Here is a 25,339-nt window from a genome sequence, read left to right as displayed (position 1 = left end):
GCCATCGTGCGTTCCTACGGCAAGTTGCCAGCCTTGATGCAACGCTTGCGTCAGCGACTAACCGACCTCCTGAATGAAGAACGGCCCGGTCGAAAATTCGACCGGGCCGTCAAAGCCTTGCCTCAGCGTTACACTGTCCGGGTCTTGAAACGAGACCTTAACTGAACGGCATTAAGCCGCAAGGCCCCTTTTTTATTTGCCGCGCGCGAGGGGCACCGCCTCGCAGCGGCCCCGCGTCATGGGAAAGGCTATGGTGGTGAGCTTGCCCTTCAAGGTGCCGCTGATGCTGGCATGCAAGATGCGTTCGCTGTCGTGGCGGTAGATGATGCGGCTAGGAAAGTCATTGTCCAGGTTGGCGAAGATGAATTCATTCGGCTTGTCCTGGCGCAGCAGATTGAAGATCACGGGTGGCTGGCCCGACGGCTGCACGATGTAGGCCAGTTGGCCCGGCTCGGTGAGGCGGATCTGCACGAATTCAAAGGCCGTCGTCTTGCCGCCCTTGACGGTGCGGCTGGTGCCGAGGAGGGTGCCGCCGGCGGCCGTGCTCCATTGCTCTCCGGAACCGGGTTCGGCGCCGTCGACATTCCAGCAGCCGGCCAGCCAGGCCAGCTTGTCCACGGTTTCCGGCGGCGGCACGGTTTTTTCGGCGGCCTGGGCGGCGCCCATGCCGATCAGTGCTGCCAGCAAGGTAGTTGCGAGTCGTTGCATGCCGTCTCCTGTCGTTGCGATTTGTTCGCTGTCCCTGGTGCACGCCGATGGCGCGCCTGCCCAGTGTAGCCGATGCTGGGCTGCACACTGCAAACACTTTATACTCGGGAAAGATGCAGACCTTCACCATCATCATGCCGAGGACAACCATGCACGATACTTCCACGCAGCCGCACGGCGCCGTCAGGCCGGGCCAGTTCGATTATCGCTACATCAGCCTGAAAAGCCTGGACCTGGACCCGGAGCAGCTCGATTTTTACCAGTTGCTGGCCTGCACGGGCAGGGTGGATGCCGAGGAAAGCCTGCGGCAGGTAGTGCGTTTTCGCACGCATGGCTATGGCAAGAGCAGCTTCATCGGCAGCCTGGACGCGTTGCCGGCGCCGTTGGTCGCCTTTCCCCCGTGGCGCGCCGAGCTTGAGGGGTGGCCCGGCGAGCTGGCGCGCGAGGACTTGCTGGCGCGGGCGAGCGCGTCGCTGGGTCAGCCTGTTGGCGTCTTCCTCGCCTCGCCCGGCTGGCGCATGGCATTGTCCGACATCTGGCAAAGCCTGCTGGCGCTGGGATGGACGCAGGCGGGCCATCCCGCCGATGCCGCCCTGGCGGCGCAATTGACGGATGTGCTGCGTGTCGGACATTTTTTGCATACGCTGGAGGGCAATCGCACCAGCCTGGCCGGGCAGGGTGCACGCTGCGACGTGCTTGGAGCGCAACTGGTGCTGCCTGAATGGGGGCTGATGCCGCCACGCTGATGCGCGCCGGCCGCCGGGGATTATTCTTTTGGCGTAATGCGCGGCAGGACGACGGCCAGGGCCGTGCCGCCTGACGGGTTGGCTGTCAGGCTCAGATTGCCGCCCAGGTAATGCACGCGCTCGCGCACGGAGCGCAGGCCGTGCTTGCTCATTTCGACGGGTTCGCTGGCCGGCAGGCCGCTGCCGTTATCCTTGACGGTCATCATCAGCGCCTCATCGTTGTCGTCGATGATGATATCCACTTCTGTGGCGTTGGCGTGCGTGGCGATGTTGCTGAGTGCTTCTTCCAGGGTGCGCAGCAGGGCCACGCCCACGTTGCGCGGGCAAATCAGTTCATCGTCGGGCAGGCTGCAGCGCACGGTAATTTTGTGCTGCTCGGCAAATTGCGCGGCCAGCTCGCCCAGCGCCACATTCACGCCGAGAAATTCCAGCTTGTCGTTCCACAACTTCATCTGCATTTGCCGGTTGGTTTCAATCACATTCAGCAGCAATTGCTTCATGGTCGCCGCACGGTCGAGCAAGGCTGCTTCCTGTGGCATTTTTTGCGTCAGCAGCGACAGGTGCATGGTCAGCGCCGTCAGCGATGAGCCCAGGCTGTCGTGCAGCTGGCGCGACAGGGCGCGCCGTTCATTGTCCCAGCTGGTGTTGACATGACCCAGCAACTCGCTGAGATCGGCGGCGCGTTCCGCATCGGCCTGGGCCGCTTCCTTGTTCGGATCTGTTTGTGCGGACATAGCGCCCCGTGATTGGTGAAAGGTGGACCAAATTCAAGTGGTGGATCATACATGAGGATTTCATCGCAGGGCGCATGGATGGAAAATTTCTGTCTTTTCGGCAATTTTAATCTCCTCCCATCATTTTTATATTATAGACAAGATTGTCGTTTGCGCTAGGTGGAATTGTTCCCGTTGTTACGTACGGCTGCGCACATACCGGGGCGCCGCTCGCTGCCATAGTGGGGTCATGCATTTTCCCCATGCAGCATAGCCGCCATGCGGTGCAGGGCGCAGCACCGGCCCGCTTATTGAAACGAAAGGACGTGCCATGAATATCGATACCATCGTCGACCAGGAATACCTCGACAAAAGCTTCCGCGACATCGTCAATGCCCCCATCAGCGCCCTGCGCGGCGTCAGCGCCAAGGATGCCAAGGCCTTGCAGCAGGCGTTTGGCGTGAACACCGTGCGCGAACTGTCCAACCTCAATTTCGTCAAATGGGCCAGTGCGCTGGCCATCCTGGCTGATGAAGAGGGCATGAGCGGAGAAGAGCGGGCCAAGGAAGAGTTGCTCGACGACGCCGTGGAAATGACTTTCCCCGCCAGCGACCCGATTTCCGTCGATGCCGGCATCACGCGCATCGAAGTGGCGCCGGACACCGTGAATGCGCAAACGGACCACCAGCATGCGGGCAAGCATGAAGTGACGGCTGGAAAGAAATAAAATGTCGCGACAATAAAAAACCGGCTGGCCGTGATGGCTTGCCGGTTTTTTTACGCGCCGCGCGCAGTCAACATTCAGGCGATCGAGGGAATGCTGTTTTTCTGCATGTTCACCTGAGACACGATCACGTCGTGGGGCGAGCAGCAAAAGCGGTTCTTGCCGGAGCGCTTGGCTTCATACAGGGCCGTGTCGGCCGCGCCCAGCAGTGACTCGACGGTGCTGGCGTCGTCCGGGTAGATGGCGATGCCGATGCTGGTCGACAGGCGCAAGGTCAGGTCGTTGATGAAATACGGTTCGGAAATGACTTCGATCAGCTTGGCGGCCGGTTCGCGCGCGTCGCCCTTGCCGGCCAGATTGCCCAGCACGATGACGAATTCGTCGCCGCCGATGCGCGCCACCGTATCTTCCTTGCGCGACGCGCCCACCAGGCGGGCCGCCACCATTTTCAGGATGTCATCGCCATAGCCGTGGCCGTAACTGTCGTTGATGGCCTTGAAGCCGTCCAGGTCCAGGTACAGGATGGCGGACTTGCCGCGGCTGCGGGCCGATTGCAGCAGGGTGTGTTCGATGCGGTCTTCCAGCAGGCGCCGGTTCGGCAAGCCCGTCAGCGGGTCGTGCAGCGCCAGTTCCTGCTGCTGCTTGCTGTACTGCGCCAGTTCCTTGTACAGCAGGCGCACTTCCAGCATGTTGTGGATGCGCTTGTGCACTTCCATCAGGTCGAAGGGCTTGCTGATGAAGTCGCGCGCCCCCGCTTCCAGGGCGGCGATCTTGAAACTCGGTTGTGCCGTCAGGGCCAGCACGGGCAGGTAGCCGCCATGCTCGATTTCCTTCAAGCCTTTCATGACCTGGAAGCCATTCAGCTCCGGCATTTGCAGATCCAGCAAGATCAGGTCGTAGCAATGTTCCCGGTGCAGGGGGCAGACCTGGGCCGGACGCATGGTGGCCGTGACATTGGTATAGCCGGCATCGCGCAGGATTTCCAGCATCAGGTCGACATTGTCGGGCGAATCGTCGACGACCAAAATTTTGGCTTTCAAAATCTCATCTTGGCTGGGCATGTAGGGTCTCGGTTAATACGGTCTATGCAACGCTGGCTTCTACCGCTGATGATCGGCTGACGGCGGTGGGAAAGATAGTAGCGCCTTGCAACAAGATAGGGCGCACAACAGCGCTTGAACTCGCTTCTGTCACTGATGGCAGCCAAGGCCGCCTGTCTCCTGCCTGCCGTGCAGGTGTGCTTCTGCATTCCAGTGTAGCAAACTTCAGCTTAGTTGCTTGTAGGACAGTGCCGCGTCTGAAAGTAGGAAGGCCAACCCACAAAAATAGTCATTTTATTCTGCACTATGTATTTCTTTGCATCATCTTTTTAAGGGAGGGACGGTGACGCGCGTCGCGGCCAGTTGCGCCACGGCCGCCACCAGTTCGGCCGGGTCCAGCGGTTTCGAGACCCAGGCCTGGAAGCCGCTGGCCAGCGCCCGCTGGCGATCTTGCGGTTGCGCAAACGCCGTCAGCGCCAACGCGGGCAGGCGGGCGGCATCCGGGGAAGCGTGCGCGCGGATGTGCGCCAGCAAGTCGAAACCGTCGGCATCGGGCATGCCGATGTCGCTGACCAGCACATGGGGCTGCACCTGTTCCAGCAGTTGCAGCGCTTGCGCCACGCTGGCGGCGCCATGCACTTCGGCGTGGTGGTCGCGCAGGATGCGTTCCGTCAGTTCGCGCGCATCGGCCTCGTCATCGACCAGCAGCACCCTGACGCCGCGCAAGTCAGGACTGGCGGACGGGGCGCTGCCGGCCTGGTGCGCGGCGGCGGCCGGCGTGTCCAGGGGCAGGCGCACGGTAAAACTGGCGCCCTGCATGTCGCCGGCGCTGCTGGCCGTGACCGTGCCGCCATGCTGCTCCACCAGGTGCTTGACGATCGCCAGCCCCAGCCCCAGGCCACCATGCCGGCGCGTGGTGGAGGCGTCGGCCTGACGGAAGCGGTCGAATACGTGGGGCAGGAAGTCTTTCTTGATGCCCACGCCGTTGTCGGCCACCGTGATGGCCAGACGCGACGCCTCGCGGCGCACGCCGATATCGACCCGTCCCCCTTGTGGCGTGAACTTCAGGGCATTCGACAGCAGGTTCCAGATCACTTGCTGGATACGGCCGGGGTCGGCGGCGATGCTGCCCGCATCGCTGGCGATGTTGCTGTGAATGGCGATGTGCTTGGCGTCGGCCGCCGGGCGCAGGGTTTCGATGGCCGAGGCAATGACGCTGGCGGGCGCGAGGGTTTGCAGGTCGAGCAGCACCTTGTCGGAGGTGATGCGGCTCATGTCGAGCAAGTCTTCGATCAGTTGGGCCTGCGCGCGCGCATTGCGTTCGATGCTTTGCAGGCCACGGTGCAGGTCGGCCTGGTCCCGCGTACCGCGCCGCAGTACCTGGGCCCAGCCCAGGATGGCCGACAGCGGCGTGCGCAGTTCATGCGACAGGGTGGCGAGAAAATCATCTTTCAGCTGATTCGTGCGCTCGGCCTCGGCGCGCGCCTCGCGTTCGCTGTCGAGCAGCACCTTGCGCTCGTCGGCGGCGCGCATGGCGGCTGCGTACAGGCGTGTGTTGTCGAGCGCGACGGCGGCCTGGGCCGTGATGGCCGAGACGATGCGTTCGCTGCGCGCGCTGAACATGCCCGTCTGCGGATGACCGAGCAGCAAGCGCCCCAGCAACAGGCCCGAGCGCGAGCTGACGGGCAGGCTCAGGCAGCTGCGCAGCGTCGGCGCGCCGTCGGCTCTGGCGTCGGGCGCGGTCTGCAAGTCGTTCTGGCGCATGACCGGTCCCTGGCGCAGTTCCACGGCAATGGCATCGGCCTGGTGCAGGCTGATGCCGTTCACGGTGCGCGCCGCGGGCGGGGCGCCCGGGCTGTCGAGGATATCCGCCGCATCGTCATAATAAAAGGCGCCGAAGCGCGCGCCGCTGATGCGCGTGGCCGCATCGACGGTTTCCTGCAGCAGGGCAGGCAAGTCGAGCGTGCCGGCCAGGGCCGCGCCCGTGTTATTGAGCAATTCCAGCACGCGCGTCTCGTCGCGCAAGGCTTCCTGTGCGCGCTTGACCTGGTCGACGTCGGTGCTCGTGCCAAACCAGCGCAGCAGCTGGCCGCCCCGGTCGCGCACGGGGTTGGCGCGCGTCAGGAACCAGCGGTACTGGCCGTCGGCGCCACGGATGGGAAATTCCATTTCGAAGGGTGTGCCATCGCGCAAGGCAGCCTTCCAGCCTTGCAGCATGGGGGGCAGGTACCGCGCGTCATAGGCGATGCTCCAGCCCTCGCCCGCCATCTGTTCCGCACTGGTGCCCGTGTAGTCGTGCCAGCGCTGGTTGTACCAGGCTATGGTGCCGTCGAAACTGGCGATCCAGGCCAGTTGCGGGATGGAATTGGCCAGCGCGCGCAAGTCTTCCTCGCTGTGGCGCAAGCCTTCCTCGGCCGCCTTGCGCTGGCTGATGTCCTGGATATACGTGGTCAAGCCTTCGCTGGACGGGAAGATGCGCACTTCCAGCCAGCGCCCCAGTGGCCGATACAGCAGCTCGAAACTGCAGCTGTGCTGCTGCGCCATGGCGCGCCGGTACTGTACTTCCAGTTCCGTGCCCTGCAACTCGGGGCAGGCTTGCCACAGGCTGTTGCCTGTCAGCTGGCTGCCGGGCGGACGCTGCGGCGCGAGCATGTCGGCGCCGCGCGTATTGATGTAGCGGATGGTCCAGTCATGGTCGAGCAGGCAGAAGCCGTCGGTAATGCTCTCCAGCAAGTTGGCCAGGCGCTCGCCTGACAGGCTCAGCGGCGCTGATGGGGGTAGCAGATCTTGCTTGCGGTCATGCTTAGCCATCGGAAATCCTGCAACGGTGAGTTTGCCGCACAGGCTGCTGCCCCGCCGGGCCGCCATCGCTAAGCTCAGTGAGTGGGGCATGATGGAGCTGCCTGCCGTCATGCATGAGAGGAGGCACAAGCACCCCTGTCTGGCCGGTATTGTAGCCCCAAGCGGCGCACCGCCACCGCACGCTTGCGTGCCGCCTGCAGATAGGACTGGACAGGCGGGAAGGCAGTCCCTATAATCCCGCTTCTTTCGAGACAGCAACTTCTCGATGCGCTGGATGCCACTGTGCAAGCACGTGTGTCCATCGATGAAAGGCGTAGGCTTTTCGGCAGTGAAAAGAGGCTTGATGGTGCGGGGCGGTATTCTGCAAAATCAGCTAAGCGATTGAAAAATCGAACTTTTCAAAGCGAAATGAATACGCTATAATGTTTGCCTGCGCGGCTGTAGCTCAGCTGGATAGAGTACTTGGCTACGAACCAAGGGGTCGTGGGTTCAATTCCTGCCAGCCGCACCAGAATACTGAAAATCAGGTTTTGCCTGGTTTTGTTGTAAGAAGTTTGACCTCCATGTTGTTGATGGATTGTTGTAGAAGTTTTGCGGCTGTAGCTCAGCTGGATAGAGTACTTGGCTACGAACCAAGGGGTCGTGGGTTCAATTCCTGCCAGCCGCACCAGTATTGCCATAACGGAGTTCGCTGCGTTTTGATAAAAGTTTCAAGCTTCGCGCCGTCCGGCGAAGTGTGTCAGAGTTTGCGGCTGTAGCTCAGCTGGATAGAGTACTTGGCTACGAACCAAGGGGTCGTGGGTTCAATTCCTGCCAGCCGCACCAGTATAAGCAGTAAAGAAAAAACCCGGAAAGGTAACTTTCCGGGTTTTTTTTCGTGCATCCAAACGGTCGCTTGAAACACGCCGCCAGCAGCGCGGCGCGCTTCAATGCGCTAACGGGGCATCAATTCGGATAAGGCTGGCCCGAGGACGCCTGGTTGCCCAGGACGATGGTGGTCACCCACAGTCCGCCACTCGTCACCGGGCCGGTGAACTTGAACAGCGAGACGCCCGACTGCGCCGGGTCTGTCACATTCGACGCCAGGGTATTCAAGCCCGAGGTCGTGAAGGTGCACGAGGTTTCTTGCCCAACGGCATTTTGCTCCGCGTTCAGCACCGGCGTGGTGCCATTGAACAAATACAGGCCGCAGTTATCCATTTTCGAACCGTAGGTGGCAGACTGCGTGTAATGAAAGGTCACCGTGCCGTCCAGCAGGGTCGCGGCCGGGATGGACGACAGTTTCGCCGGCGTGATGCCGGTGATCGTGGCGAACAGGCTGGCCTGGTTGGCCCTGGCAAAGGCTTTCGACAGCGGCACGGCATTGATCTGGAACGGGAAGGCGCTGACGGGGCCGTTCGGCGTTTTCAGGGTCCACACATACACCTTGCCAGGCGCCACTTTCGTCTCGTCGATGCACGCCGTGCCGGCGCCCAGGCCCGGCGTGTTGGCGGGCAGGCTGGCCAGGTCCTGGCAGCTTTGGATCGCTTCGGCGTTAGTGTAGAAAGCGCTGGCGGCGCCATTGCTGTCGGCAATCCGCATCTGGGTGTAGCCCGTGGCTGGCAAGATCAGCTGCAATTTGCTGCCGGTCGTGCCGGGCGTCTGGAAGTCGCCGAACGTCGTCAGGCCCGGTCCCCGTACATCGATCTTGTTGATGGCCGGATTTTCCTGCAGCACGGTGTCAAGCTCGACGTGCGCAGCCCATTCGCGCGCAAAGCTGGCCGTGCCCGCGCCATCGAGGCTGCGCTGGATGCGTGCATTCATGTGCATGTCCAGATGGCCGCTGCCGGCCAGTTTCCAGCCGCCGGCACAGGCACTGGTGTCGCTGGTCTTGACCAGTTTCCAGTTGAGCATGCCCGCGTCGCCTCCTATGCGCAACTGCACCCATGCGCTGCTTGGCTTGCCTGCGGTGAAGGTGATGGCCGTCGCCCCGGCGCCAAGGCGATTGGCGATGAAGTCCGCGACGCGCGTCGTCGAGGTGCTGCTCGAGGAAGTCAGCGTGGCAATTTCATCCGTGCTCAAGGGCTGCATGCTGACACTGGCCAGACCCAGTGCTTCGATCGTCAGGCCGGCATGGGCGGCCTGGTCCTGACTGGTCAGGGCGGACAGGATTTCCGCCTTGCCCACCGCTGCCCCCATGCTGAACGTGCTGTCGATAAACGGCGACACTGCCGCCGTCGACGGTATGACGAAACCGGTCTTCGGATACAGCGCGCTGAGCGAGGCCATGCAGGCCCGGATTTCCGGCAAGACACTGGCTGCGGCGTTCGCCTTGGTCAGGTCGGCATCCGATGGCGGCGTCGCTGCGGGTATCGTCGCAGCGCCGCCGGCGGCGGCAGGCAAGGTCACGCTTCCCAGGGTACTGTTGGTGGCAATCAGCGTGACCGTCGCCATGGCGCCTTGCGCTTCCGCAGGCGCGACGAGGATCTGGTCCAGCACCGCGTCCATGCCCGTGCCGTTGGCAATAAAAGCGCCTGTCAGCGGATTGGTATTGCTGGTATTGATGGGTTTGATCATGGCGACGACGGCGGCAACGGCCGCATCGAGCCGTTGCTGGGTCGCCGCATTGGCCAGCGCCGCCGTGCAGGCGGCCGGGACTGCATTGGCAACGGGCGCGCAGACGGTGGCAAGGGCCGCGCCGCCGGGCTGGCCCGACGCCGTAGAGACGATCAGGTCGGTCAGCGGCGTGATATTGACGGTTTGTCCCGCTGCGGTGGCGATGGAATTCATGGTCACTTGCTTGCCGCCGGCCGTGCCGGTGATGCTGAGGAAAAATGGCGCCGTCATGCCGGCCACGTCGACCGTGAATGCCCCGCCGGCGCCGGTGCTGACCGCCACGGACACTTTGCCCTTGCTATCGATGGCAATCACGCTGCCCGAGACGGGCGCGCCGACGGCGGCGGTGCCGCTGAGCGTCGTTGCTGGCGCCGGCACGACGGGCACAACGGGCACGACGGGAGGAACGGGTGGCGCCGGGTCGGCGGGGCTGCTGCTGCTGCTGCTGCTGCTGCCGCCACCACAGGCGGCAAGCATGAAACTGGCTGCGCAGGCGGCAGCCAGTGGCAATAATTTGTGCAAATTCTTTTTCATGACATCCCCTTAGTATTTTTTTTAAAATTACCGCCAGTAAACATTCTCAAAGTTTTCCATGAATAGCAATTTATTTTTCATAGATGCATTGATAATGGCCAAGAAGCAATAAACGTGTCGGTTTTGCGCCGCAGTCAGAAAATAAATGTGATGATAAATGCAAGTTTTAGGGTGTGGCGGCCGGTGGAAAGCAGGGGCGGCCGTCAATTGTGAAATAGTGCCGCCACGCCCTTTGCCATTCTGCAAAGCCCTGCTATAATCTTGTCTTAGGCGGCTGTAGCTCAGCTGGATAGAGTACTTGGCTACGAACCAAGGGGTCGTGGGTTCAATTCCTGCCAGCCGCACCAGAATATCGGGGATCAGATTGTAAAATCTGATCCCCTTTTTCGTTGGTGCGCCCAGCATGGGCGCACTCTTGCGATTCTGCTTTATCCAATGCGCTTGCCCGCGAACCGGTACTGCAGGCGAAACGTGCGCGGCGTGACTTGCTTGGCGGCGCGGAACTGGCGGTTGAAATGGGCCAGGTTGCGGTAACCCGCCTCTTGCGCTATGACGGCGATGCGCAATTCGCTCTCGATCAATTGTTGGCAGGCGCGGCCGATGCGCAGCCGCGCCAGGTACTCGCCCGGCGTGCAATGCGCGTGGCGTTTGAAACAGCGGTGAAAGGCGCCCAGCGACAGGGCCGCCCGCTGCGCCAGGGTTTCCAGTGCGATATCTTCCCGAAAATGCGCGTGCATGAAATCAAACACGCCTGCCATGCGCTTTTGCTGGCCATCGGGCATCGGCGCCTGCGCTGTTGAGGCCAGCGGCCGCGCGCCCCCATCGCCCGCCAGTTCCAGCAGCACGCCGAGCAGCAGCGGCAGGCGCTGCGGCACGGGCAGGGCATGCAATTGCAGCAGTTTGGCCGCGCTGCGCGCGCTCGTTGCCGGCGAAAAGTGCAGGGCGGGCCCGGCGCGGACCGCCAGTTGCCGCAAGCTGTGCAATTCGGGAAAACAGGCCGCCAGCTGCTCCAGCCACTCCAGCGAAAACCAGACGACGACGGCCAGCATGGGCTGCGCGCTGTCGATGCGCTCGCTGGCTGACCACGTGTGCGGCAAATTTGGTCCCAGCAGCACCAGGTCGCCGGGTTCGAAATCGCCCAGGTGGTCGCCGATGTAGCGTTGCCCCCGGGCATTCACCGTCAGGGTCAGCTCGAACTGCGGGTGGTAGTGCCAGATGAAGGGAATGGTGTCGAGTTCGCGCCACAGCAAGCCCCAGGAGTGGCCGGCGGGTATCGTGACTTGTTCGAATAGAGGCGTCATTGTGACGTTTTGTGGGAGTGAGTAGTCAGGATAGTATCAGTATTGGCCGCTCGGCGCGCATTTCAGCTGGCCCTGCCGGCGCACAATCTGTCTCACACCAACACAGGAGACAGCGATGCAAGAAGATCGATATCAATACGGCGAAGACCGTCCCGGCAACCCGTCCGTGGCCTACACGGAGCAGACCCAATTACGCGACATCCAGAAACAGCTGCCCCTGCGCGTGCTGTCCGCCAGCGACTTCTTGCACTGGCAAACCTATGGCTACGTGATCGTCAAGGATGCGGTGTCGCCCGAGCAGGTGCGCCGCACGACAGATTTCCTGTGGCAATTCCAGGGACTCGACCAGAACGACCCCGCCACCTGGAACCGGGACCAACTGCGCGACCACGCGATGAAAGAGCTCAACGGTTCCGGCATGGTCGAGGCGTATCACAACCAGACCCTGTGGGATAACCGCCAGACGCGGCGCGTGGTCGACGCTTTTGTCGATATCTGGGACCGTGAGGACCTGTGGGTGACCATCGACCGCGCCAACCTGAACACACCGAACAATGGCAAGCGCAAGTTTGGCGGTTTCATCCACTGGGATGCCGATACCACGCTCGACCCGCTGCCCGTCAACGTGCAGGGCGTGCTGGCCCTGTCCGATACCTCGCCCGAGAGCGGCGGTTTTCAGTGCTATCCAGAACTGTTCAACAACTTGCTGGCATGGCGCGCACAAGCGCCCAAGGACCGCAACCCATGGCAGCCGGACCTGGCGACGGTGCCGTATCCGATGGAATTCATCGCCATGAAGAAAGGCGAATTGTTGATCTTTAACAGCTTGCTGGCGCACGGCATCCGTCCGAACACCTCGACCGACCAGGTGCGCCTGGCGCAATACATCTCCTTCACGCCAGCCCAGGAAGACAAGCTAGCCTTGCGCGACTGGCGCGTGCAAAGCTGGCGCGAGCGTAGCGCGCCGCAAGGCTATGCGTTTCCCGGTGACCCCGAGGAAAAGGAAAAGCTGCGCTACCCGCAAGCGCGTTTGACTGAGCTGGGCGAGAAGATCCTCGGCGCGCGCAACTGGTAAGTGTGGCGCTAGGTCCGGTGGCATTGCCTGCCGGATAGACAATTGCGGGTAAATGCCCGATCATGGTCCGACTTGCCATCGACCGAGGAAACGCATGAGTATCATCACCTGCATCGAAGACTTGCGCGTGCTGGCCCAGAAACGGGTGCCGCGCATGTTTTACGACTACGCCGATTCCGGTTCCTGGACGGAATCGACGTACCGCGCCAACAACAGCGATTTTGCCAAAATCAAATTCCGCCAGCGCGTAGCCGTCAACCTGGAAAATCGCAGCCTGGCCTCGACCATGGTGGGTCAGCACGCATCGATGCCGGTGGCACTGGCGCCCACGGGTTTGACGGGCATGCAGCATGCGGATGGCGAAATTCTCGCGGCCCAGGCGGCCGAGCGCTTCGGCGTGCCGTTCACCCTGTCGACCATGAGCATTTGCTCGATCGAGGACGTGGCGGCGAACACGACCAAACCGTTCTGGTTCCAGCTGTATGTGATGAAGGATCGCGAATTCATCAACCGCCTGATTGACCGCGCCAAGGCGGCCAAATGCGGCGCGCTGGTGCTGACCCTGGACTTGCAGGTGCTGGGCCAGCGCCACAAGGATTTGCGCAACGGCCTGTCGGCGCCGCCGAAATTGACGATTCCCAACATCATCAACATGGCCACCAAGCCGCGCTGGGTAGCGGGCATGCTGAGCACGAAGCGGCGGGGATTCGGCAACATCGTCGGCCACGCCACGTCCGTTTCCGACATGTCGTCTTTGTCGGCCTGGACGCAGCAGCAGTTCGACCTGAGCCTGTCGTGGGCGGACGTGGAATGGATCAAGCAGCGCTGGGGCGGCAAGCTGATCATCAAGGGCATCATGGACCCGGAAGACGCGCGCCTGGCCGTCAACAGCGGCGCCGATGCGCTGATCGTTTCCAACCATGGCGGGCGCCAGCTCGATGGCGCGCAATCGTCGATCGAAGCCTTGCCCGCCATCGTCGACGCCGTCGGCAGCCAGATCGAAGTGCACATGGATGGCGGCATCCGCTCGGGCCAGGACGTGCTCAAGGCCGTGGCCCTGGGCGCAAAAGGCGTGTACATCGGCCGCCCATTTTTATACGGCCTGGGCGCCATGGGCGGCCCGGGCGTCACCAAATGCCTGGACATCATCCGCAACGAACTCGACTTGACGATGGCCTTTTGCGGCTTGCGCGACCTGCAGCACGTGGACAAGAAAATCCTGCTGCCGGGAACGTTTTAAGCTTCTATCCGCACAATATCAAAGCTTTCCGACGCGTCGGGCGGCACGAAGTGGCGCGTGATGTCATCAAATTGCGCATCGCTGGTGGAGAACGGGTGCAATCCGCTGGCATTGCGCTGGCGCAAGCGCGCCTTGCATTCGTCGTCCGGCACGTCGAGGTAATGCAGCACGTGCGGCGTGCCCGCCTGCTGGAACAGTGTGCGCATCCAGGCGCGGCTGGCCGGCGTATTCGCGGGGAAATCGAGCACGACGGACACGCCCGCCTGCAGCAGCTGCAGGGCCAAAGGGGCGATGGCCGCGCGCAGCCGCGCCGCGCAGGCCACGTAGTCGGCCAGACTGGCGATCTGGCCCGGATACAGCTGCGCCAGCAAGCTGTCTTCGCTGATGAGCACGGTCTGCGGCGCGCTGGCCAGCCGGGCCGTCAGGGTGGATTTGCCCGAAGCAATCTTGCCGCACACGAGGTGCAGGGTGGGGGAAGCGTTGGTGCTGGAAGTAGGGGACATGGTCGCTCGCTAAAAAGAAATAAAACCTGCGAGACGTCTTGATCAGTTGCTGCAAATCAAAGCCGCCTCCCGGGCGGCTTTGGCAATCACTGTCCTGCTAAGCCACCATCGTTGGAATGGCGGCAATAATCGATGGCAGGGGAGGAAATGGTGATTGCATGGGATAAGGATGCCATGCGACGGATGGCGTTGTCAATTGCCCTTCGGAATGGAAAATCTTGGTGCAATATTATAGTTGCAGTTGCGACATGGCGGCGCGCTGGCTGGGGCGCAGCAGGTAGACGCCATACAGGCACAAGGGCAGCACGGCCAGCAGGGCGACATATGGCAGGATCGACGCGCCGTCTTCGGCCGGGTTCGGCAAGGTGGCCGTTACCAGCGCGTAGTCCCACAGGCCGTGCACGAGTACCATGGGCCATACCGAGCGGGTGCGCAGGCGGATGGCTGCATAGCCGACGCCCTGCAAGGTGGCGGCGACGGCTTGCCACAGGGCGCCGCTGACGTCGCCCGTGGCCAGGCCGTTAGCCGTGTGGGCCAGGCCGAACAGCGCCGATGACATCAACACGGCGGGCCAGACGGCATACCGGTCCAGCATGCCCTGCAGCAAGATGGCGCGGAACATCAGTTCTTCCGAAATGGCCACCAGCGCCGCATTGCAGGCCACGATCAGCAGTACGCGCGGCTGCGGCCAGCCGCCCGCCCAGGCCAGCAACAGCATCAGCAAGGCATACAGCAACGGTGGCCAGACCAGCCATGTGGTTTTCCATGGTTGTGGCGCGCACAGGCCGGTCGCGCGGCGCCGGTCGGACGCCAGCAGCAGCGCCAGCGCGAACAGTGCGGCCAGCGCCCACGACAGGCCGATACGGCCGGTGACGGCTGCGCCCGGCAAGGCGTAGCCGGCCGACTCCAGCCAGCGGCCGCCCATTGTCAAGGCCAGCCAGACGGCCAGTGCGACGATGGCGAGCGGCATGGTGAGGTGGATTCTAGGGATGGACATGGTCGGCTTCGGTGTGTGCTGCGTTCTTTACTGCGTGCATAAGCGGATCATGAAGTTGCATCAATGATATGGTCAAAACATTGCCATAGTACATTAAAAGCACGGCCACAAAATTGCCACATCGTTATAGTTGCATGGAATAATAAGCATTCGTCCGTTTGCCGTCAGACTGGAGCGCCATGACCTATAGCAAGACCATCACCACTGAACGATTGATCCTGCGCAAGCCGCAGCCATCCGATGACGCGGCGCAATTCGCCATGCATGCGGACCCCGAAGTGATGCGCTATTTCAGCGAACCGCCGTGGACTGATGCCGGCCGCGCGGCGCGCCAGATTGCCGAAGACATTGCCGCTTTCGAGAAAGAAGAATTCTTCCGCTTCGCCGTCGAGCTGAAGGCGACGGGCGAATACCTGGGCAGCTGCAGCCTGTTTTCCGAGCACCGCCAGAACCGCCGCGCCGAAATCGGCTATGCGCTGGGCCGTCCATATTGGGGCAAGGGCTATATGCACGAAGCCTTGTCCGCGCTGCTGGAATTCGCCTTCGTCGAGCGCGACTTGAACCGCCTGGAAGCCGATATCGACCCGCTCAATGCCGGTTCGGCCAGCGCCCTCGAGCGCCAGGGTTTTAACAAGGAAGGCTTTTTGCCCGAACGCTGGATCGTGGGCGGCCAGGTCAGCGATTCGGCCCTGTACGGTTTGCTGCGGCGCACGTGGGAAGTGCGGCGCAAGGGCGCCGCGTGAATCATTGCAGGAGCGAATGATGAAACCGGCTGGCTTGCCCTGTCCCACCCATCCACTGGTGACTTTGCGCCACCTGGAGCGTAGCGATGCGCCCGCCTGGTACGCGTATCTGGCCGACCCTGTTGTCGTGGAGCACACGAGCTGGGACTTGCGTTGCGTTGACGATCTGCAGGCCAATTTCGATGACTACGCATCGGCAGAGCCGTCTTCGCCGATACGGCTGGCTGTGGTGCTGCGCGAGGGCGGCCAGCTGGTCGGTACGATCGGCTTGAATGCCATTTCCCCGCAGCACCGCACGGCGGAGATCGCCTACGATCTGGCGCCTGCCGTGTGGGGCCAGGGTGTGGCCACCTCCGTCGTGAACGCTGTCGTGGACTGGGGCTTCCAGCACATGGGCCTCCTGCGCATCCAGGCGACCGTGCTGGAGGGCAATGAACGTTCGATCCGCGTGCTGGAACGCTGCGCTTTCGAGCGGGAAGGTTATCTGCGCTGCTACCGACAGGTTCGCGGAAAATCCGGCAACTTCTGGCTGTATGCGCGCATCGCCGGGGTTCCATGCATCGCTTGTGCTTGAGCATTCTGCTGGTGGAAGACCACCTGGCCATCGCGCGCCAGGTGCTCGACTTTCTCGACGGCTTGGGCTGGCAGACGGACCATGCTGGCACGGGTGCGCTGGGCGTCGAGTTGGCCACGCGCAACAGCTATGACGTGGTGCTGCTGGACCTGAACCTGCCCGACATCGATGGCTTGCAAGTGTGCCGCGCCATCAAGGCGGGGGCGCCCAGCAATGTGCCGATTCTGATGCTGACGGCACGCGATGCCTATGAAGACAAGGCGCGGGGTTTTCGCGATGGCGCCGACGATTATTTGACCAAGCCCTTCGACTTGCGCGAACTGGTCTTGCGCTGCGAAGCGTTGGCGCGCCGCCACCAGCTGCACGTGCACCAGGAAATGCGCGTAGGGCCATTCACCTTGCAGACGCGCGCAGGGCGCGCCCTGGTCGGTGACGCTCCCCTGCCGCTGACGCAGACGGGTTTCAAGATCTTGCTGCTGCTGTGCCGCGAACATCCGCACGCCGTATCGCGCTCGGCCTTGCTGCAACAGTTGTGGGGCAGCCAGCCGCCCGACAGCGACGTCCTGAAATCGCACATCTACGCGCTGCGCAAGCAACTGGAACTGGCTGGCGCGGCGGGCGTGCTGGTGACCATCCCGCAGCTGGGCTACCGGCTTGCCTTTGACTCTGCGGCCCCATGAGCAAGTCGATTAGCCGCCGCCTGTTCGCCGCCCTGGCCGGCTTCACCGTCCTGCTATGCCTGTGTTACACGGGCCTGGCGCTGGTGATCGCCTACGTGACGGAAGACATGCTGGTGCAGCGCCTGCTCGAACGCGAAGCGGTGGCCGTCAGCATGCGCTGGCAGCAGCACGGCAAGCTTACGCCGTCTGGTAGCGACCTCATCACGGTTTATGGCAGCTACCTTGACTTGCCTCAAGGGGTGCGAGACCAGGTGCCGCCTTCGGCCCCGCGCGCCGAAGTGTTTACCACGACGGGCCAGCATTATCACGTGCTGGCGCTGGACCTCGTTGCTGCGGGCCAACCGCAGCGAGCGTATTTGCTGGCCGACGTGGCGCCCGTGCTGGTGGTGTCGCGCCTGGTGCCGGAAGTCGGCAGTGTCGTGGCGGGCGTGGCGCTGGCGCTGATCGGCCTGGCTCTGCTGCTGGCCTACTGGCTGGCACGGCGTCTCGTGCAGCCCTTGCAGCGCCTGGCGCAGGAGGCGCGCCAGCTGGCGCCCGGCAGCGCCATGCATTTCAGCGAGCGCGACCGTCCAGACGAGATCGGTTTCCTGGCGCGCCGCCTGGAAACCACCTTTGCCGACCTGCAAACGGCCCTGCAGCGCGAACACGCTTTCGCGCGCGACGTCAGCCACGAACTGCGCACGCCGCTGACCTTGATGCACAACACCCTGGCGCTGGCCGATGCGCAGCCCTTGACGGTAGAAGGGCAAGCGCAGCTGCAGCAATCCACGGACGAGATGCGCGCCACCATCGACGTGCTGTTCGCGCTGGCGCGGGCCGAGCAGCTGCCCGGCGAGCCAGTGGAGTTACGCGGCTGCATAGAGCATTGCCTGCTGCGCCTGCTTGAAGATTTTTCATGGGATGCCGGCTTGCTGACCCTGGAGCTGCCCGAGCGGCTGGACGTGGCCGGCAACGGGCAGCTGGTGATGTTGCTCATCAATAATTGCCTGGCCAATGCCCTGTTCCATGGCGGCCGCGATTGCCGCATCAGCATGACGTTTGCGCAAGGCCGCCTGAGCATCGTCAATACGCTGCAGGCGGGGCAGCCGCGGCGCATCCAAGGCTTCGCGCATGGACAGAACCTGCTGCTGCGCCTGGCCCAGGCCATGCGCTGGGAAATTGCTTTCCACCCCGGCGCGACGCAGTACCGTGTCGTCATGGTGCCGGCCCAGGTGCAATAGAGGGGCGGATTTCACCGCGATTTCACCTGGCTCTGCTTATGCTGGCGGCTCTTTTACATGAAGGGAAGCCCATGAAAATCGCCATCAGCCTGTTGATCCTGTGCAGCCTGTCCACGCCCGTGCTGGCCCAGGTGCAATCGCTGCAGCACAAGGAGGAAAAACGCCGCTATATCGTCTACACGCCCGCCGCCTACGACAAGGCGCCGCAGCAAGCGTTTCCCGTCGTCTTCAATTTTCATGGAGGCGGCATGAGCATGGCGGAACAAATGCTGTACACGCAGATGAACAAGACGGCCGAGCGGCACCAGTTCATCGTTGTGTATCCGCAAGGCATCAAGCAGGACTGGAACGTGGGCTTCGGCATGGATTACCTGGCGGGCACGGACGATATCGGTTTCACGCAATCCATGTTGAGTAAACTCAAGCAGGATTACCGCGTCGATGAGAAACGCGTGTATGCGACGGGCTTGTCGCGCGGCGGTTTCTTTGCCCTGCGCCTGGCGGCCGAGCTGCCACAGCAGTTCGCTGCCGTCGCCTCAGTGGGCGCACCCATGCCGGAACCGGTGCTCCAGCATCACCAGAAGAAGGACAAGGTTGGCATGCTGCTGATACACGGCACGGCCGACAAGGTGGTGCAGTTTGAGGGCAAGGCTGCCAGCTACTTGTCGGCTGAAGACACCCTTGGCTACTGGCGCAGGCACAACGGCATCGACGGCGCCACGCCGCAGCAGCGCCTGATCGCTGGCGCGGCTGGCGACGCCACGCAGGTCAGTTGGCTGGAGCAGGGCAGTGGTGCAGGCGGCGCCAGCGTGGCCTTGATCAGCGTCAAGGAAGGCGGCCACACGTGGCCCGGCGCCGATGCCTTCAATATCGGCCTGCCCATCGGCAAGACCACGCGCGCCATCGATGCGAATGACGTCATTTGGGAGTTTTTCAGCCGCCATCGGCGTTGACGCCATGCTAGGATGGCGGCCATCGCTGTAGTGCTATGCGGCAAATGAGGAGAGCATGGTGGCAATCTCAGAAGCAGGTATCGCGGCCATGGCCGAGGCAATCTTCGCCAAGCCCGGCGCGGCCGTGGCGCAAGTCTATTCGGAGGCGGAACAGGAAACGCTGCATTTTCATTCGCCTGCCGAGCTGTGCGCGTATGCGGCCAGGCTGGAGGCCGAAGGCGCCAGCGAGGTGCTCCTGGCCGTCCATTACCCGGACATGGGCGGGCACTTTGCCCCGCGCCGTATCGCCCTTGACCCGGCCAAGTGCGGCGGCCTCACTTACCGCTACGTATGCGAAGGCTGGGGCGTCATCCGCGTGTATCTGCGCCTGTCCAGCGGCAAGGGCCTGGCGTCGAACGTGGGCGCCAATTCGCAGAAGCGTGCGGAAAAATGGCAGCGCCATTACCCGGCATTCGGCCCGACCGATGCCTGGCACTGGGATGCCGTGGGCCGCCATGAACGCCGGCTGATCCGCGTGCTGAAGAAGATTGCCGCGCAGGAGGGCGTGGCATGAAGGACGCGATGTCCATCCACCCCGCAGCCATCTTTTGCCGCTCGCTGACGCAGCTTTCCTCCATGCTCGACAAGACGGGCACGGCGACGCAGCTGCTGGCGGCGCGTTTGCAACCGGACATGCTGCCCTTCGCCCAGCAAGTGCGCGCGGCCGTGAGCTTTTCCCTGCGCGGCTGCTGCCCGCTGGCAGGGCTGGCAGTGGCCGATTTCAGCGCCGCCGCCAGCCTGCAGGAACAGATTGCGCAGACCATGCGCTACCTCAAGGCCATCCCCATGGAGCGCTTTGACGGGCCGCCCGGGCGCATCTGCCGCGACCGCGCCGGTTTCGCCGACATCGCGCTGCCGGCCGATGCCTATTTGAATTTGTATATTTTGCCGAATTTCTACTTTCACTTCAGCATGGCGTATGCGATCGCGCGCAGCGGCGGCGCGGCCATCGGCAAGGGCGATTTCGACGGTTATCACTCTTACGCGCCGGGTTTCAGCTTTGAGCATCCCGCCGCGCCATAGTTCCTACAAGCCCGCTTCTTTCCATGAGGACAAACCGAGCCGCTTCAGCAGCCGGCCCGACAGCCCGCAGCTCCAGCAACTGATCTGGATTTGCCGCTGCCGCTCTTGGTGCGCATGCCAAGCTTGCTCGGCGTAATCGAGCAGGGCATCGCTGAGCGGAGAGTTGTCGGCCACGGGCGGCAGGCGCGACATCAGTTCGAACACGCCGTGGGTGGTCTCCTTGATCTGCAGCAAACCGGTCAGCAGGGCGCGCAGCACGGCGCCGTCGATGTTGCTGCTCGCTTGCGTGTAGCGCTGCTGCCAAGATAGATCGCGCGCCTGCCACAGAGCCAGCAGCGGGGCCACGTCGGCCGTCCGCAGTTGCCCGATCAGCTCAGCCGCTTCGAGGAACAGGTCGAGGCGCTCGTATTCATCGTCGGCCAGTCCCAGCAGTTCATCCAGTTCGTGCAATACGTTCATGCCACCACGTTCGTGGGCGCACCCCGCTCAAACGCTTCCACGTTGTCGATCAAGATGTCGGCCAGTTTCTGCATGGCCTCGCCGCTGGCCCAGGCCGTGTGCGGCGTGAGGATGAAGTTGGGCAGGCGCAAATTCAACAGCGGGTTGTCGGGCAGCGGCGGCTCCTTGGATAACACGTCGAAACCGGCGCCGGCGATCACGCCGTTTTTCAAGGCATCGGCCAAGGCCGCTTCATCGACGAGGCCGCCCCGCGCCGTGTTAATCAGCAGGGACGTGGGCTGCATGCGCGCCAGTTCCTTGGCGCCTATGATATTGCGCGTCTTGTCCGTCAGCGGCAGGTGCAGGCTCAGCACGTCGGAAGTGGCCAGCAATTCGTCGAACGTCACTTGCGTCACGCCTGCTTCATCGATGGGCGAGCGGTTGTGGACTTGCACCTGCATGCCGAAGGCGCGCCCCAGCTGCGCCACGGACTTGCCCAGCGTGCCGTAACCGAGCAAACCCAGACGGCTGCCGGCCAGGTCGCGGATCGGGTGGCCGAACAGGCAGAAGCGCTCCGATGCCTGCCACAGGCCCGCTTCCACGTCCGCGCGGTAGGCGACCAGCTGGCGTCGCAGGGCCAGCATCAGGGCCAGCGTATGTTCGGGCACGGTGGCGCGCGCATAGTCGCGGATATTCGCGACGACAATGCCCCGTTCGCGGCAGGCGGCCAGGTCGAGGATATCCGTGCCGGTGGCGGCCACGGCGATCATTTTCAAGTCCGGCAGCTGGGCTAGCTCGGCCGCGCGCAGCGGCACTTTATTCGTGATGGCGATGCTGGCACCTTGCAGTCGGGAAACTATCTGTTCGCTGCCCTTGCTGTGCGGATACTCTTTCCAGCTGTGCGCGAAGGCGGGCGGACGCACAGTGGCGATCAGGCTGTCGCGGTCGAGAAAGACGATGCGCTGCGGCGATATGCTTGTTGCGGTCATGGCTGGGCCTCGGTCTGGGGGGCGCGCGCACTGGGAAGACTGCTCTTGCCCTTCAGCTGCGTGGCCGGGTGGTTGATAAACATGTCGGCGACCCATTCGACAAATACGCGCACCTTGGCGGACAGATGGCGGTTGGGCGGATAGATCACGTGGATGGGCAGCGGGTCGGATTCCCATTCATCGAGCAATTCCACCATTTTGCCCTGTTCTATCAGCGGCGCAAGCATGAAATGCGTCATTTGCACGATGCCCAGGCCCGCCAGGCCGGCGGCCGCGTAGGCGTTCGAGTCGTTCAGGGCGATATGGCTGGGCATGGACATCTGGATGCGTTCGCCGGCGCGCGTGAAATCCCATTCAAATGTTTTACCTGTCTTGGCAGAGAAAAAATTCACGCCCCGGTGCTGCGCCAGGTCGTTCGGGTGCAGCGGCGTGCCATAGCGCGCCAGGTAGCCGGGCGCGGCGCAGGTGATGAAATGCAGCACGCCGACCCGGCGCGCGATCAGGTTCAGGTCGCCCAGCTCGCCGCCGCGCACGGCGCAGTCGACGCCTTCCTCGATCAGGTCGACGGGACGGTCGCTGCAACCGAGTTCCAGTGAGATGTCGGGGTAGCGGGCGAAAAAATCGGGCAGGGCGGGGATGATCAGTTCGCTGGCCAGGGCCGTGGGCGCATCCACGCGCAGCCGTCCGCTGGGGCTCAATCGCGTGCGTGACAGCGATTCCTCCGCCTCGCGCACGTCCGACAGGATGCGCACGCAGCGTTCGTAATAGGCGGCGCCGTCGGAGGTGATGCTGACGTGGCGCGTGGTGCGGTTGAGCAACTTAACCGACAGGCTCGCTTCCAGCGACTGGATCAGGGTCGACACGGTGGCCTTCGGCAGCTGCATGTTTTCCGCCGCGCGCGTAAAGCCGCCCGCATCGACGACTTGGATGAAAACTTCCATGGCTTGCAGCTTGTTCACTTGATTCCTTATCACTTTATCCGTGATTGTTCGTAATCCTGAACAATCAATTCGTCATTGCACTCTTTATCAGATTGTAGATCAAGTCTATAGTTGTTGTACTGCAGCATAAATTGATTGCCGCAGGAAGTTCACAGGAGAAAAATCATGGGTCATCGGAATGGAATCTTTGCAGTGCTTGCTCTCGCTATGAGCTCGCTCGCTCTGGCCGCGATGGTATCGACGGACGTATACTCGTTGGCGGCGCAAAGCGAAGCCAGTGCTTATAGCGCCCTGACCCATGAGATGGGCGGCGTCGCCCTGTTGTGCCTGAACGACACGGTACTCGATGTTGCGGTGCATCCGGTGGTAGCGCAATGAGCTTTGCCGAGACTGCAGCCGAGCTGGCACCTGGCCAGGCGCTGAAGATACGCGACATCCAGGTGCAGGGCGCGCAGGATGCGCTTGCCGCGCGCGTCTACACGGCCGGCGTGCCGGGCGCCAAGCAGTCCAGCCTGATCGTCTTCTTCCATGGCGGCGGCTTTGTCGACGGCGATCTGGACGATGCGGACGACTTCCTGCGCTGCCTCGTGCTGAGCAACCCGGACCACGTGGTGCTGGCCGCGAACTACACGCTGGCGAAGGTGCGGCCATTCCCCGCCGCCGTGGAAGACGCGCATGCCGTGCTGCTGTGGGCGAAAAAGAACAAGTCCAAGCTGGGCTGGACGGGCAAGCAGATGGTGGTGTCGGGCATCGAAGCGGGCGCCAACCTGGCCGCCGTGTGCGCCATGATGTCGCGCGACCGGGGCGGACCGCCCCTCGCGGGCCAGGTGCTGATCATGCCCATGCTCGACCCAGGCCTGTCGACCTGCTCGATGCGTAGTTTGCCCAGTTGTCCTGACCTGGCGGAAGTGGCCGACCAGTGCGCCGCCGCCTATCGCGGCTACCTGCCGAATGCCGCTGACCGTACCCATCCGTACGCGTCGCCATTGCAGTCGAGCCGCCTGAAGAACCTGCCGCCGGCGCTCATCCTGTCCAGCGAAGATGACCCATTGCGAGACGAGGCTGAACAATACGGCAGCAAACTGATCGCCTGCGGCATCAAGACCACCGTGCGGCGCATGGCCGCCGCGCCGCTGCAAGACGCGACCGCCCGCAATGAATGTGCCTGCAAGGTGCAGGTATTGGGTGAAATCGCCAGCTTTGTCGCTGGACTGGGGCAAGAGCCCGAGTCATAAAGCCGCCATCTGCGGTACTGAAAAAACCTACACTAATCAGTTTACTTTTTGAGTTTCGGTTGCTACACTATGCAGTGTAGTTCCCATCTTGCCTGAGTTGTGCGCTCGCACAGCCAGCTTTGTCGTCCCCGTCCGCTTTTAAGCAGCTGGCGGCCTGTTTACCTTTGATCGAGCGCCGTCGGGCGCCATGGCACCACCATACGCTGCAGTTTCCATTTTTAGCTGGGTTGCTTCCTGCCGCCCATACCATTAGAAATTTTCATAAAACAGGGAAATAAAATGAAAAACGTTCAACAATTTTCCACTCTGCTGAAGCCCCTGGCTGCCTCGCTCGCGCTGGCAGGACTGGTGGCCGTGAGCCTGGCCGGTTGCGATTCTGCCAACAGCAAAGTGCCCGACGCGCCAGCGGCCGGCGGCCCGCCCATCTCGGCCGCCGCCGTGGTGGAAAAACAGATCACGGAAACGCAGGAATTCTCGGGCCGCCTGGAAGCGATCGAGCGCGTGGAAATCCGCTCCCGCGTCGGCGGCTTCATCACGGCCGTCAACTTCAAGCCGGGCAGCGAAGTGAAAAAGGGCGAGGTGCTGTTCGTCATCGATCCACGTCCATTCCAGGCCGAAGTGTCGCGCGCCGAAGGCACGGCAGCTTCCGCCCGCGCCAAGGCGGAACTGGCCAAGCTGGAACTGTCGCGCGCTGAAAAGCTGCTGGCTGAAAAAGCCATCGCGCAGCGCGAATTCGATGAAAAGGCGTCGGGCTTGAAAGAGCTGGACGCGAACGCCCGCTCGGCGCAAGCCGCGTATGAAGCGGCCAAGCTGAACCTGTCGTACACGCAGGTGCAGGCACCGATCAGCGGCCGTGTCAGCAAGGCTGAAATCACCGTCGGCAACCTGATCGACGCTTCCGCCATCCTGACGTCGGTGGTCTCGACGGACCGCATCTACGCCAGCTTCGATGGCGATGAAGATACGTATCTGCGCGTGGCCGGCACAGCGCAAAAGGGCACGCCCGTCACCGTCAAGGTGGGCCTGGCCAACGAAACGGGCTTCCCGCATGAAGGCAAGCTGGAATTCGTCGACAACCAACTCGACCCGGCCACGGGCAGCGTGCGCATGCGCGCCACCTTTGCCAATGCCGAGCGCCAGCTGGTGCCGGGCCTGTTCGCGCGCATCCAGCTCGACGGCGGCAATGGCCCTAAGGCGCAAAGCACGGCGCTGTTGATCAGCGACCGCGCCGTGGGCACGGATCAAAGCCGCAAGTACGTCTACGTGGTGGGCGCCGACAACAAGGCCGAATACCGCGCCGTCAAGCTGGGCCCGAACTCGGACGGCTTGCGCGTGGTGCGCGAAGGCTTGAAAGCGGGCGAAAAGATCGTCGTCAACGGTTTGCAGCGCGTGCGCCCCGGCGCGCCGGTGACGCCGCAGATGGTGGCCATGGATTTCGACCCGACCGCGCCGGTCGCCCCCGCGAAACCTGAAGTAAAAGACGCCAAGATCGCCGCCAAAGCGGCATCGACTTCCAAGGAATAAAC

25 protein-coding genes and 4 tRNA genes are annotated in these 25,339 nt (G+C 62.8%); 18 read left to right on the top strand and 11 right to left on the bottom strand.

Features of this window, described 5'->3' with window-relative positions; genetic code table 11:
- Positions 1-192 precede the first annotated feature (192 nt).
- The gene (locus tag ACQ4W0_RS24800; protein WP_436579171.1) at positions 193-708 is read right to left on the bottom strand and encodes a DUF6265 family protein; all 516 of its coding nucleotides are present in this window, start codon (positions 706-708) and stop codon (positions 193-195) included.
- Positions 709-857: 149 nt separating this feature from the next.
- On the opposite strand from ACQ4W0_RS24800, the gene ACQ4W0_RS24795 reads away from it, so the two are divergent.
- The gene (locus ACQ4W0_RS24795) at positions 858-1,454 is read left to right on the top strand and encodes a hypothetical protein (protein WP_436579170.1); all 597 of its coding nucleotides are present in this window, start codon (positions 858-860) and stop codon (positions 1,452-1,454) included.
- Between the two features lie 20 nt (positions 1,455-1,474).
- Here the strand turns inward: ACQ4W0_RS24795 and ACQ4W0_RS24790 are convergent, their stop codons facing one another.
- The gene (locus ACQ4W0_RS24790; RefSeq protein ID WP_436579169.1) at positions 1,475-2,188 is read right to left on the bottom strand and encodes a sensor histidine kinase; all 714 of its coding nucleotides are present in this window, start codon (positions 2,186-2,188) and stop codon (positions 1,475-1,477) included.
- Positions 2,189-2,498: 310 nt separating this feature from the next.
- On the opposite strand from ACQ4W0_RS24790, the gene ACQ4W0_RS24785 reads away from it, so the two are divergent.
- Positions 2,499-2,894, top strand: a complete 396-nt coding sequence (locus ACQ4W0_RS24785) for a hypothetical protein (RefSeq protein WP_436579168.1) — start codon at positions 2,499-2,501, stop codon at positions 2,892-2,894.
- 74 nt (positions 2,895-2,968) lie between these two features.
- Here ACQ4W0_RS24785 and ACQ4W0_RS24780 read toward each other — a convergent pair whose 3' ends face one another.
- Both ACQ4W0_RS24780 and ACQ4W0_RS24775 read right to left on the bottom strand, forming a co-directional pair.
- The gene (locus ACQ4W0_RS24780) at positions 2,969-3,952 is read right to left on the bottom strand and encodes a response regulator (protein WP_436579167.1); all 984 of its coding nucleotides are present in this window, start codon (positions 3,950-3,952) and stop codon (positions 2,969-2,971) included.
- A gap of 300 nt (positions 3,953-4,252) precedes the next feature.
- A complete protein-coding gene (locus ACQ4W0_RS24775) occupies positions 4,253-6,742 on the bottom strand; it encodes a hybrid sensor histidine kinase/response regulator (RefSeq protein WP_436579166.1) in 2,490 nt (829 codons plus the stop codon).
- 425 nt (positions 6,743-7,167) lie between these two features.
- Between ACQ4W0_RS24775 and ACQ4W0_RS24770 the strand changes: the two genes are divergently transcribed.
- The 3 genes from ACQ4W0_RS24770 (at position 7,168) to ACQ4W0_RS24760 (ending at position 7,558) form a co-directional block, all read left to right on the top strand.
- A tRNA-Arg gene (locus tag ACQ4W0_RS24770) sits at positions 7,168-7,244 on the top strand.
- Positions 7,245-7,326: 82 nt separating this feature from the next.
- A tRNA-Arg gene (locus tag ACQ4W0_RS24765) sits at positions 7,327-7,403 on the top strand.
- 78 nt (positions 7,404-7,481) lie between these two features.
- A tRNA-Arg gene (locus tag ACQ4W0_RS24760) sits at positions 7,482-7,558 on the top strand.
- Between the two features lie 120 nt (positions 7,559-7,678).
- Here the strand turns inward: ACQ4W0_RS24760 and ACQ4W0_RS24755 are convergent.
- The gene (locus tag ACQ4W0_RS24755; RefSeq protein ID WP_436579165.1) at positions 7,679-9,862 is read right to left on the bottom strand and encodes a hypothetical protein; all 2,184 of its coding nucleotides are present in this window, start codon (positions 9,860-9,862) and stop codon (positions 7,679-7,681) included.
- 270 nt (positions 9,863-10,132) lie between these two features.
- On the opposite strand from ACQ4W0_RS24755, the gene ACQ4W0_RS24750 reads away from it, so the two are divergent.
- Positions 10,133-10,209, top strand: a tRNA-Arg gene (locus ACQ4W0_RS24750).
- Positions 10,210-10,290: 81 nt separating this feature from the next.
- Here the strand turns inward: ACQ4W0_RS24750 and ACQ4W0_RS24745 are convergent.
- The gene (locus tag ACQ4W0_RS24745; RefSeq protein ID WP_436579164.1) at positions 10,291-11,163 is read right to left on the bottom strand and encodes a helix-turn-helix domain-containing protein; all 873 of its coding nucleotides are present in this window, start codon (positions 11,161-11,163) and stop codon (positions 10,291-10,293) included.
- A gap of 115 nt (positions 11,164-11,278) precedes the next feature.
- On the opposite strand from ACQ4W0_RS24745, the gene ACQ4W0_RS24740 reads away from it, so the two are divergent.
- Entirely contained in the window at positions 11,279-12,238 is a 960-nt protein-coding gene (locus ACQ4W0_RS24740) for a phytanoyl-CoA dioxygenase family protein (RefSeq protein WP_436579163.1), read from the top strand.
- A gap of 94 nt (positions 12,239-12,332) precedes the next feature.
- Positions 12,333-13,478 carry an alpha-hydroxy acid oxidase gene (locus tag ACQ4W0_RS24735; RefSeq protein WP_436579162.1) on the top strand — a complete coding sequence of 382 codons (1,146 nt, stop codon included), beginning with the start codon at positions 12,333-12,335 and terminating at the stop codon, positions 13,476-13,478.
- Here ACQ4W0_RS24735 and ACQ4W0_RS24730 read toward each other — a convergent pair.
- Entirely contained in the window at positions 13,475-13,981 is a 507-nt protein-coding gene (locus ACQ4W0_RS24730) for a P-loop nucleotide/nucleoside kinase family protein (protein ID WP_436579161.1), read from the bottom strand. The genes ACQ4W0_RS24735 and ACQ4W0_RS24730 overlap by 4 nt on opposite strands.
- A 229-nt stretch (positions 13,982-14,210) precedes the next feature.
- Positions 14,211-14,978 carry a CPBP family intramembrane glutamic endopeptidase gene (locus ACQ4W0_RS24725; protein WP_436579160.1) on the bottom strand — a complete coding sequence of 256 codons (768 nt, stop codon included), beginning with the start codon at positions 14,976-14,978 and terminating at the stop codon, positions 14,211-14,213.
- 179 nt (positions 14,979-15,157) lie between these two features.
- Between ACQ4W0_RS24725 and ACQ4W0_RS24720 the strand changes: the two genes are divergently transcribed.
- From ACQ4W0_RS24720 to ACQ4W0_RS24690, 7 genes are all read left to right on the top strand, one after another.
- Positions 15,158-15,721 (top strand): GNAT family N-acetyltransferase, encoded by a 564-nt coding sequence (locus ACQ4W0_RS24720; protein ID WP_436579159.1) that lies wholly within the window; start codon positions 15,158-15,160, stop codon positions 15,719-15,721.
- A gap of 19 nt (positions 15,722-15,740) precedes the next feature.
- Complete coding sequence (locus ACQ4W0_RS24715) at positions 15,741-16,295, top strand: GNAT family N-acetyltransferase (protein ID WP_436579181.1); 555 nt, start codon at positions 15,741-15,743, stop codon at positions 16,293-16,295.
- On the top strand, positions 16,292-16,975 hold the full coding sequence (locus ACQ4W0_RS24710) for a response regulator transcription factor (RefSeq protein WP_436579158.1): 684 nt from the start codon (positions 16,292-16,294) through the stop codon (positions 16,973-16,975). The genes ACQ4W0_RS24715 and ACQ4W0_RS24710 overlap by 4 nt, the downstream gene beginning before the upstream one ends.
- The gene (locus tag ACQ4W0_RS24705) at positions 16,972-18,195 is read left to right on the top strand and encodes a sensor histidine kinase (protein WP_436579157.1); all 1,224 of its coding nucleotides are present in this window, start codon (positions 16,972-16,974) and stop codon (positions 18,193-18,195) included. Before ACQ4W0_RS24710 ends, ACQ4W0_RS24705 begins: the two co-directional genes overlap by 4 nt.
- Positions 18,196-18,266: 71 nt before the next feature.
- Positions 18,267-19,148: an extracellular catalytic domain type 1 short-chain-length polyhydroxyalkanoate depolymerase gene (locus ACQ4W0_RS24700; RefSeq protein ID WP_436579156.1), complete on the top strand. Its 882-nt coding sequence runs from the start codon at positions 18,267-18,269 to the stop codon at positions 19,146-19,148.
- A gap of 55 nt (positions 19,149-19,203) precedes the next feature.
- Complete coding sequence (locus tag ACQ4W0_RS24695; protein ID WP_436579155.1) at positions 19,204-19,701, top strand: hypothetical protein; 498 nt, start codon at positions 19,204-19,206, stop codon at positions 19,699-19,701.
- The gene (locus ACQ4W0_RS24690) at positions 19,698-20,210 is read left to right on the top strand and encodes a DUF1993 family protein (protein ID WP_436579154.1); all 513 of its coding nucleotides are present in this window, start codon (positions 19,698-19,700) and stop codon (positions 20,208-20,210) included. The genes ACQ4W0_RS24695 and ACQ4W0_RS24690 overlap by 4 nt, the downstream gene beginning before the upstream one ends.
- Positions 20,211-20,213: 3 nt before the next feature.
- Here ACQ4W0_RS24690 and ACQ4W0_RS24685 read toward each other — a convergent pair whose 3' ends face one another.
- Genes ACQ4W0_RS24685 through ACQ4W0_RS24675 form a run of 3 tightly spaced genes read right to left on the bottom strand, consistent with a single transcriptional unit; the run spans position 20,214 to position 22,596 of the window.
- Complete coding sequence (locus tag ACQ4W0_RS24685; RefSeq protein WP_436579153.1) at positions 20,214-20,669, bottom strand: hypothetical protein; 456 nt, start codon at positions 20,667-20,669, stop codon at positions 20,214-20,216.
- Positions 20,666-21,637 carry a D-2-hydroxyacid dehydrogenase gene (locus ACQ4W0_RS24680; RefSeq protein WP_436579152.1) on the bottom strand — a complete coding sequence of 324 codons (972 nt, stop codon included), beginning with the start codon at positions 21,635-21,637 and terminating at the stop codon, positions 20,666-20,668. The genes ACQ4W0_RS24685 and ACQ4W0_RS24680 overlap by 4 nt, the downstream gene beginning before the upstream one ends.
- Positions 21,634-22,596: a LysR family transcriptional regulator gene (locus ACQ4W0_RS24675; protein ID WP_436579151.1), complete on the bottom strand. Its 963-nt coding sequence runs from the start codon at positions 22,594-22,596 to the stop codon at positions 21,634-21,636. The genes ACQ4W0_RS24680 and ACQ4W0_RS24675 overlap by 4 nt, the downstream gene beginning before the upstream one ends.
- Positions 22,597-22,785: 189 nt before the next feature.
- On the opposite strand from ACQ4W0_RS24675, the gene ACQ4W0_RS24670 reads away from it, so the two are divergent.
- The 3 genes from ACQ4W0_RS24670 to ACQ4W0_RS24660 all read left to right on the top strand — a co-directional run bounded on the left by ACQ4W0_RS24670 (position 22,786) and on the right by ACQ4W0_RS24660 (position 25,337).
- Positions 22,786-22,956 (top strand): hypothetical protein, encoded by a 171-nt coding sequence (locus ACQ4W0_RS24670; protein WP_436579150.1) that lies wholly within the window; start codon positions 22,786-22,788, stop codon positions 22,954-22,956.
- Positions 22,953-23,813 (top strand): alpha/beta hydrolase, encoded by an 861-nt coding sequence (locus ACQ4W0_RS24665; RefSeq protein ID WP_436579149.1) that lies wholly within the window; start codon positions 22,953-22,955, stop codon positions 23,811-23,813. Before ACQ4W0_RS24670 ends, ACQ4W0_RS24665 begins: the two co-directional genes overlap by 4 nt.
- Positions 23,814-24,092: 279 nt before the next feature.
- On the top strand, positions 24,093-25,337 hold the full coding sequence (locus ACQ4W0_RS24660; protein ID WP_436579148.1) for an efflux RND transporter periplasmic adaptor subunit: 1,245 nt from the start codon (positions 24,093-24,095) through the stop codon (positions 25,335-25,337).
- Positions 25,338-25,339: the final 2 nt, after the last annotated feature.

The organism is Janthinobacterium breve, assembly GCF_051380895.1.
GTDB lineage: Bacteria > Pseudomonadota > Gammaproteobacteria > Burkholderiales > Burkholderiaceae_D > Janthinobacterium.
This window is presented reverse-complemented; position numbering and strand designations above follow the sequence as displayed.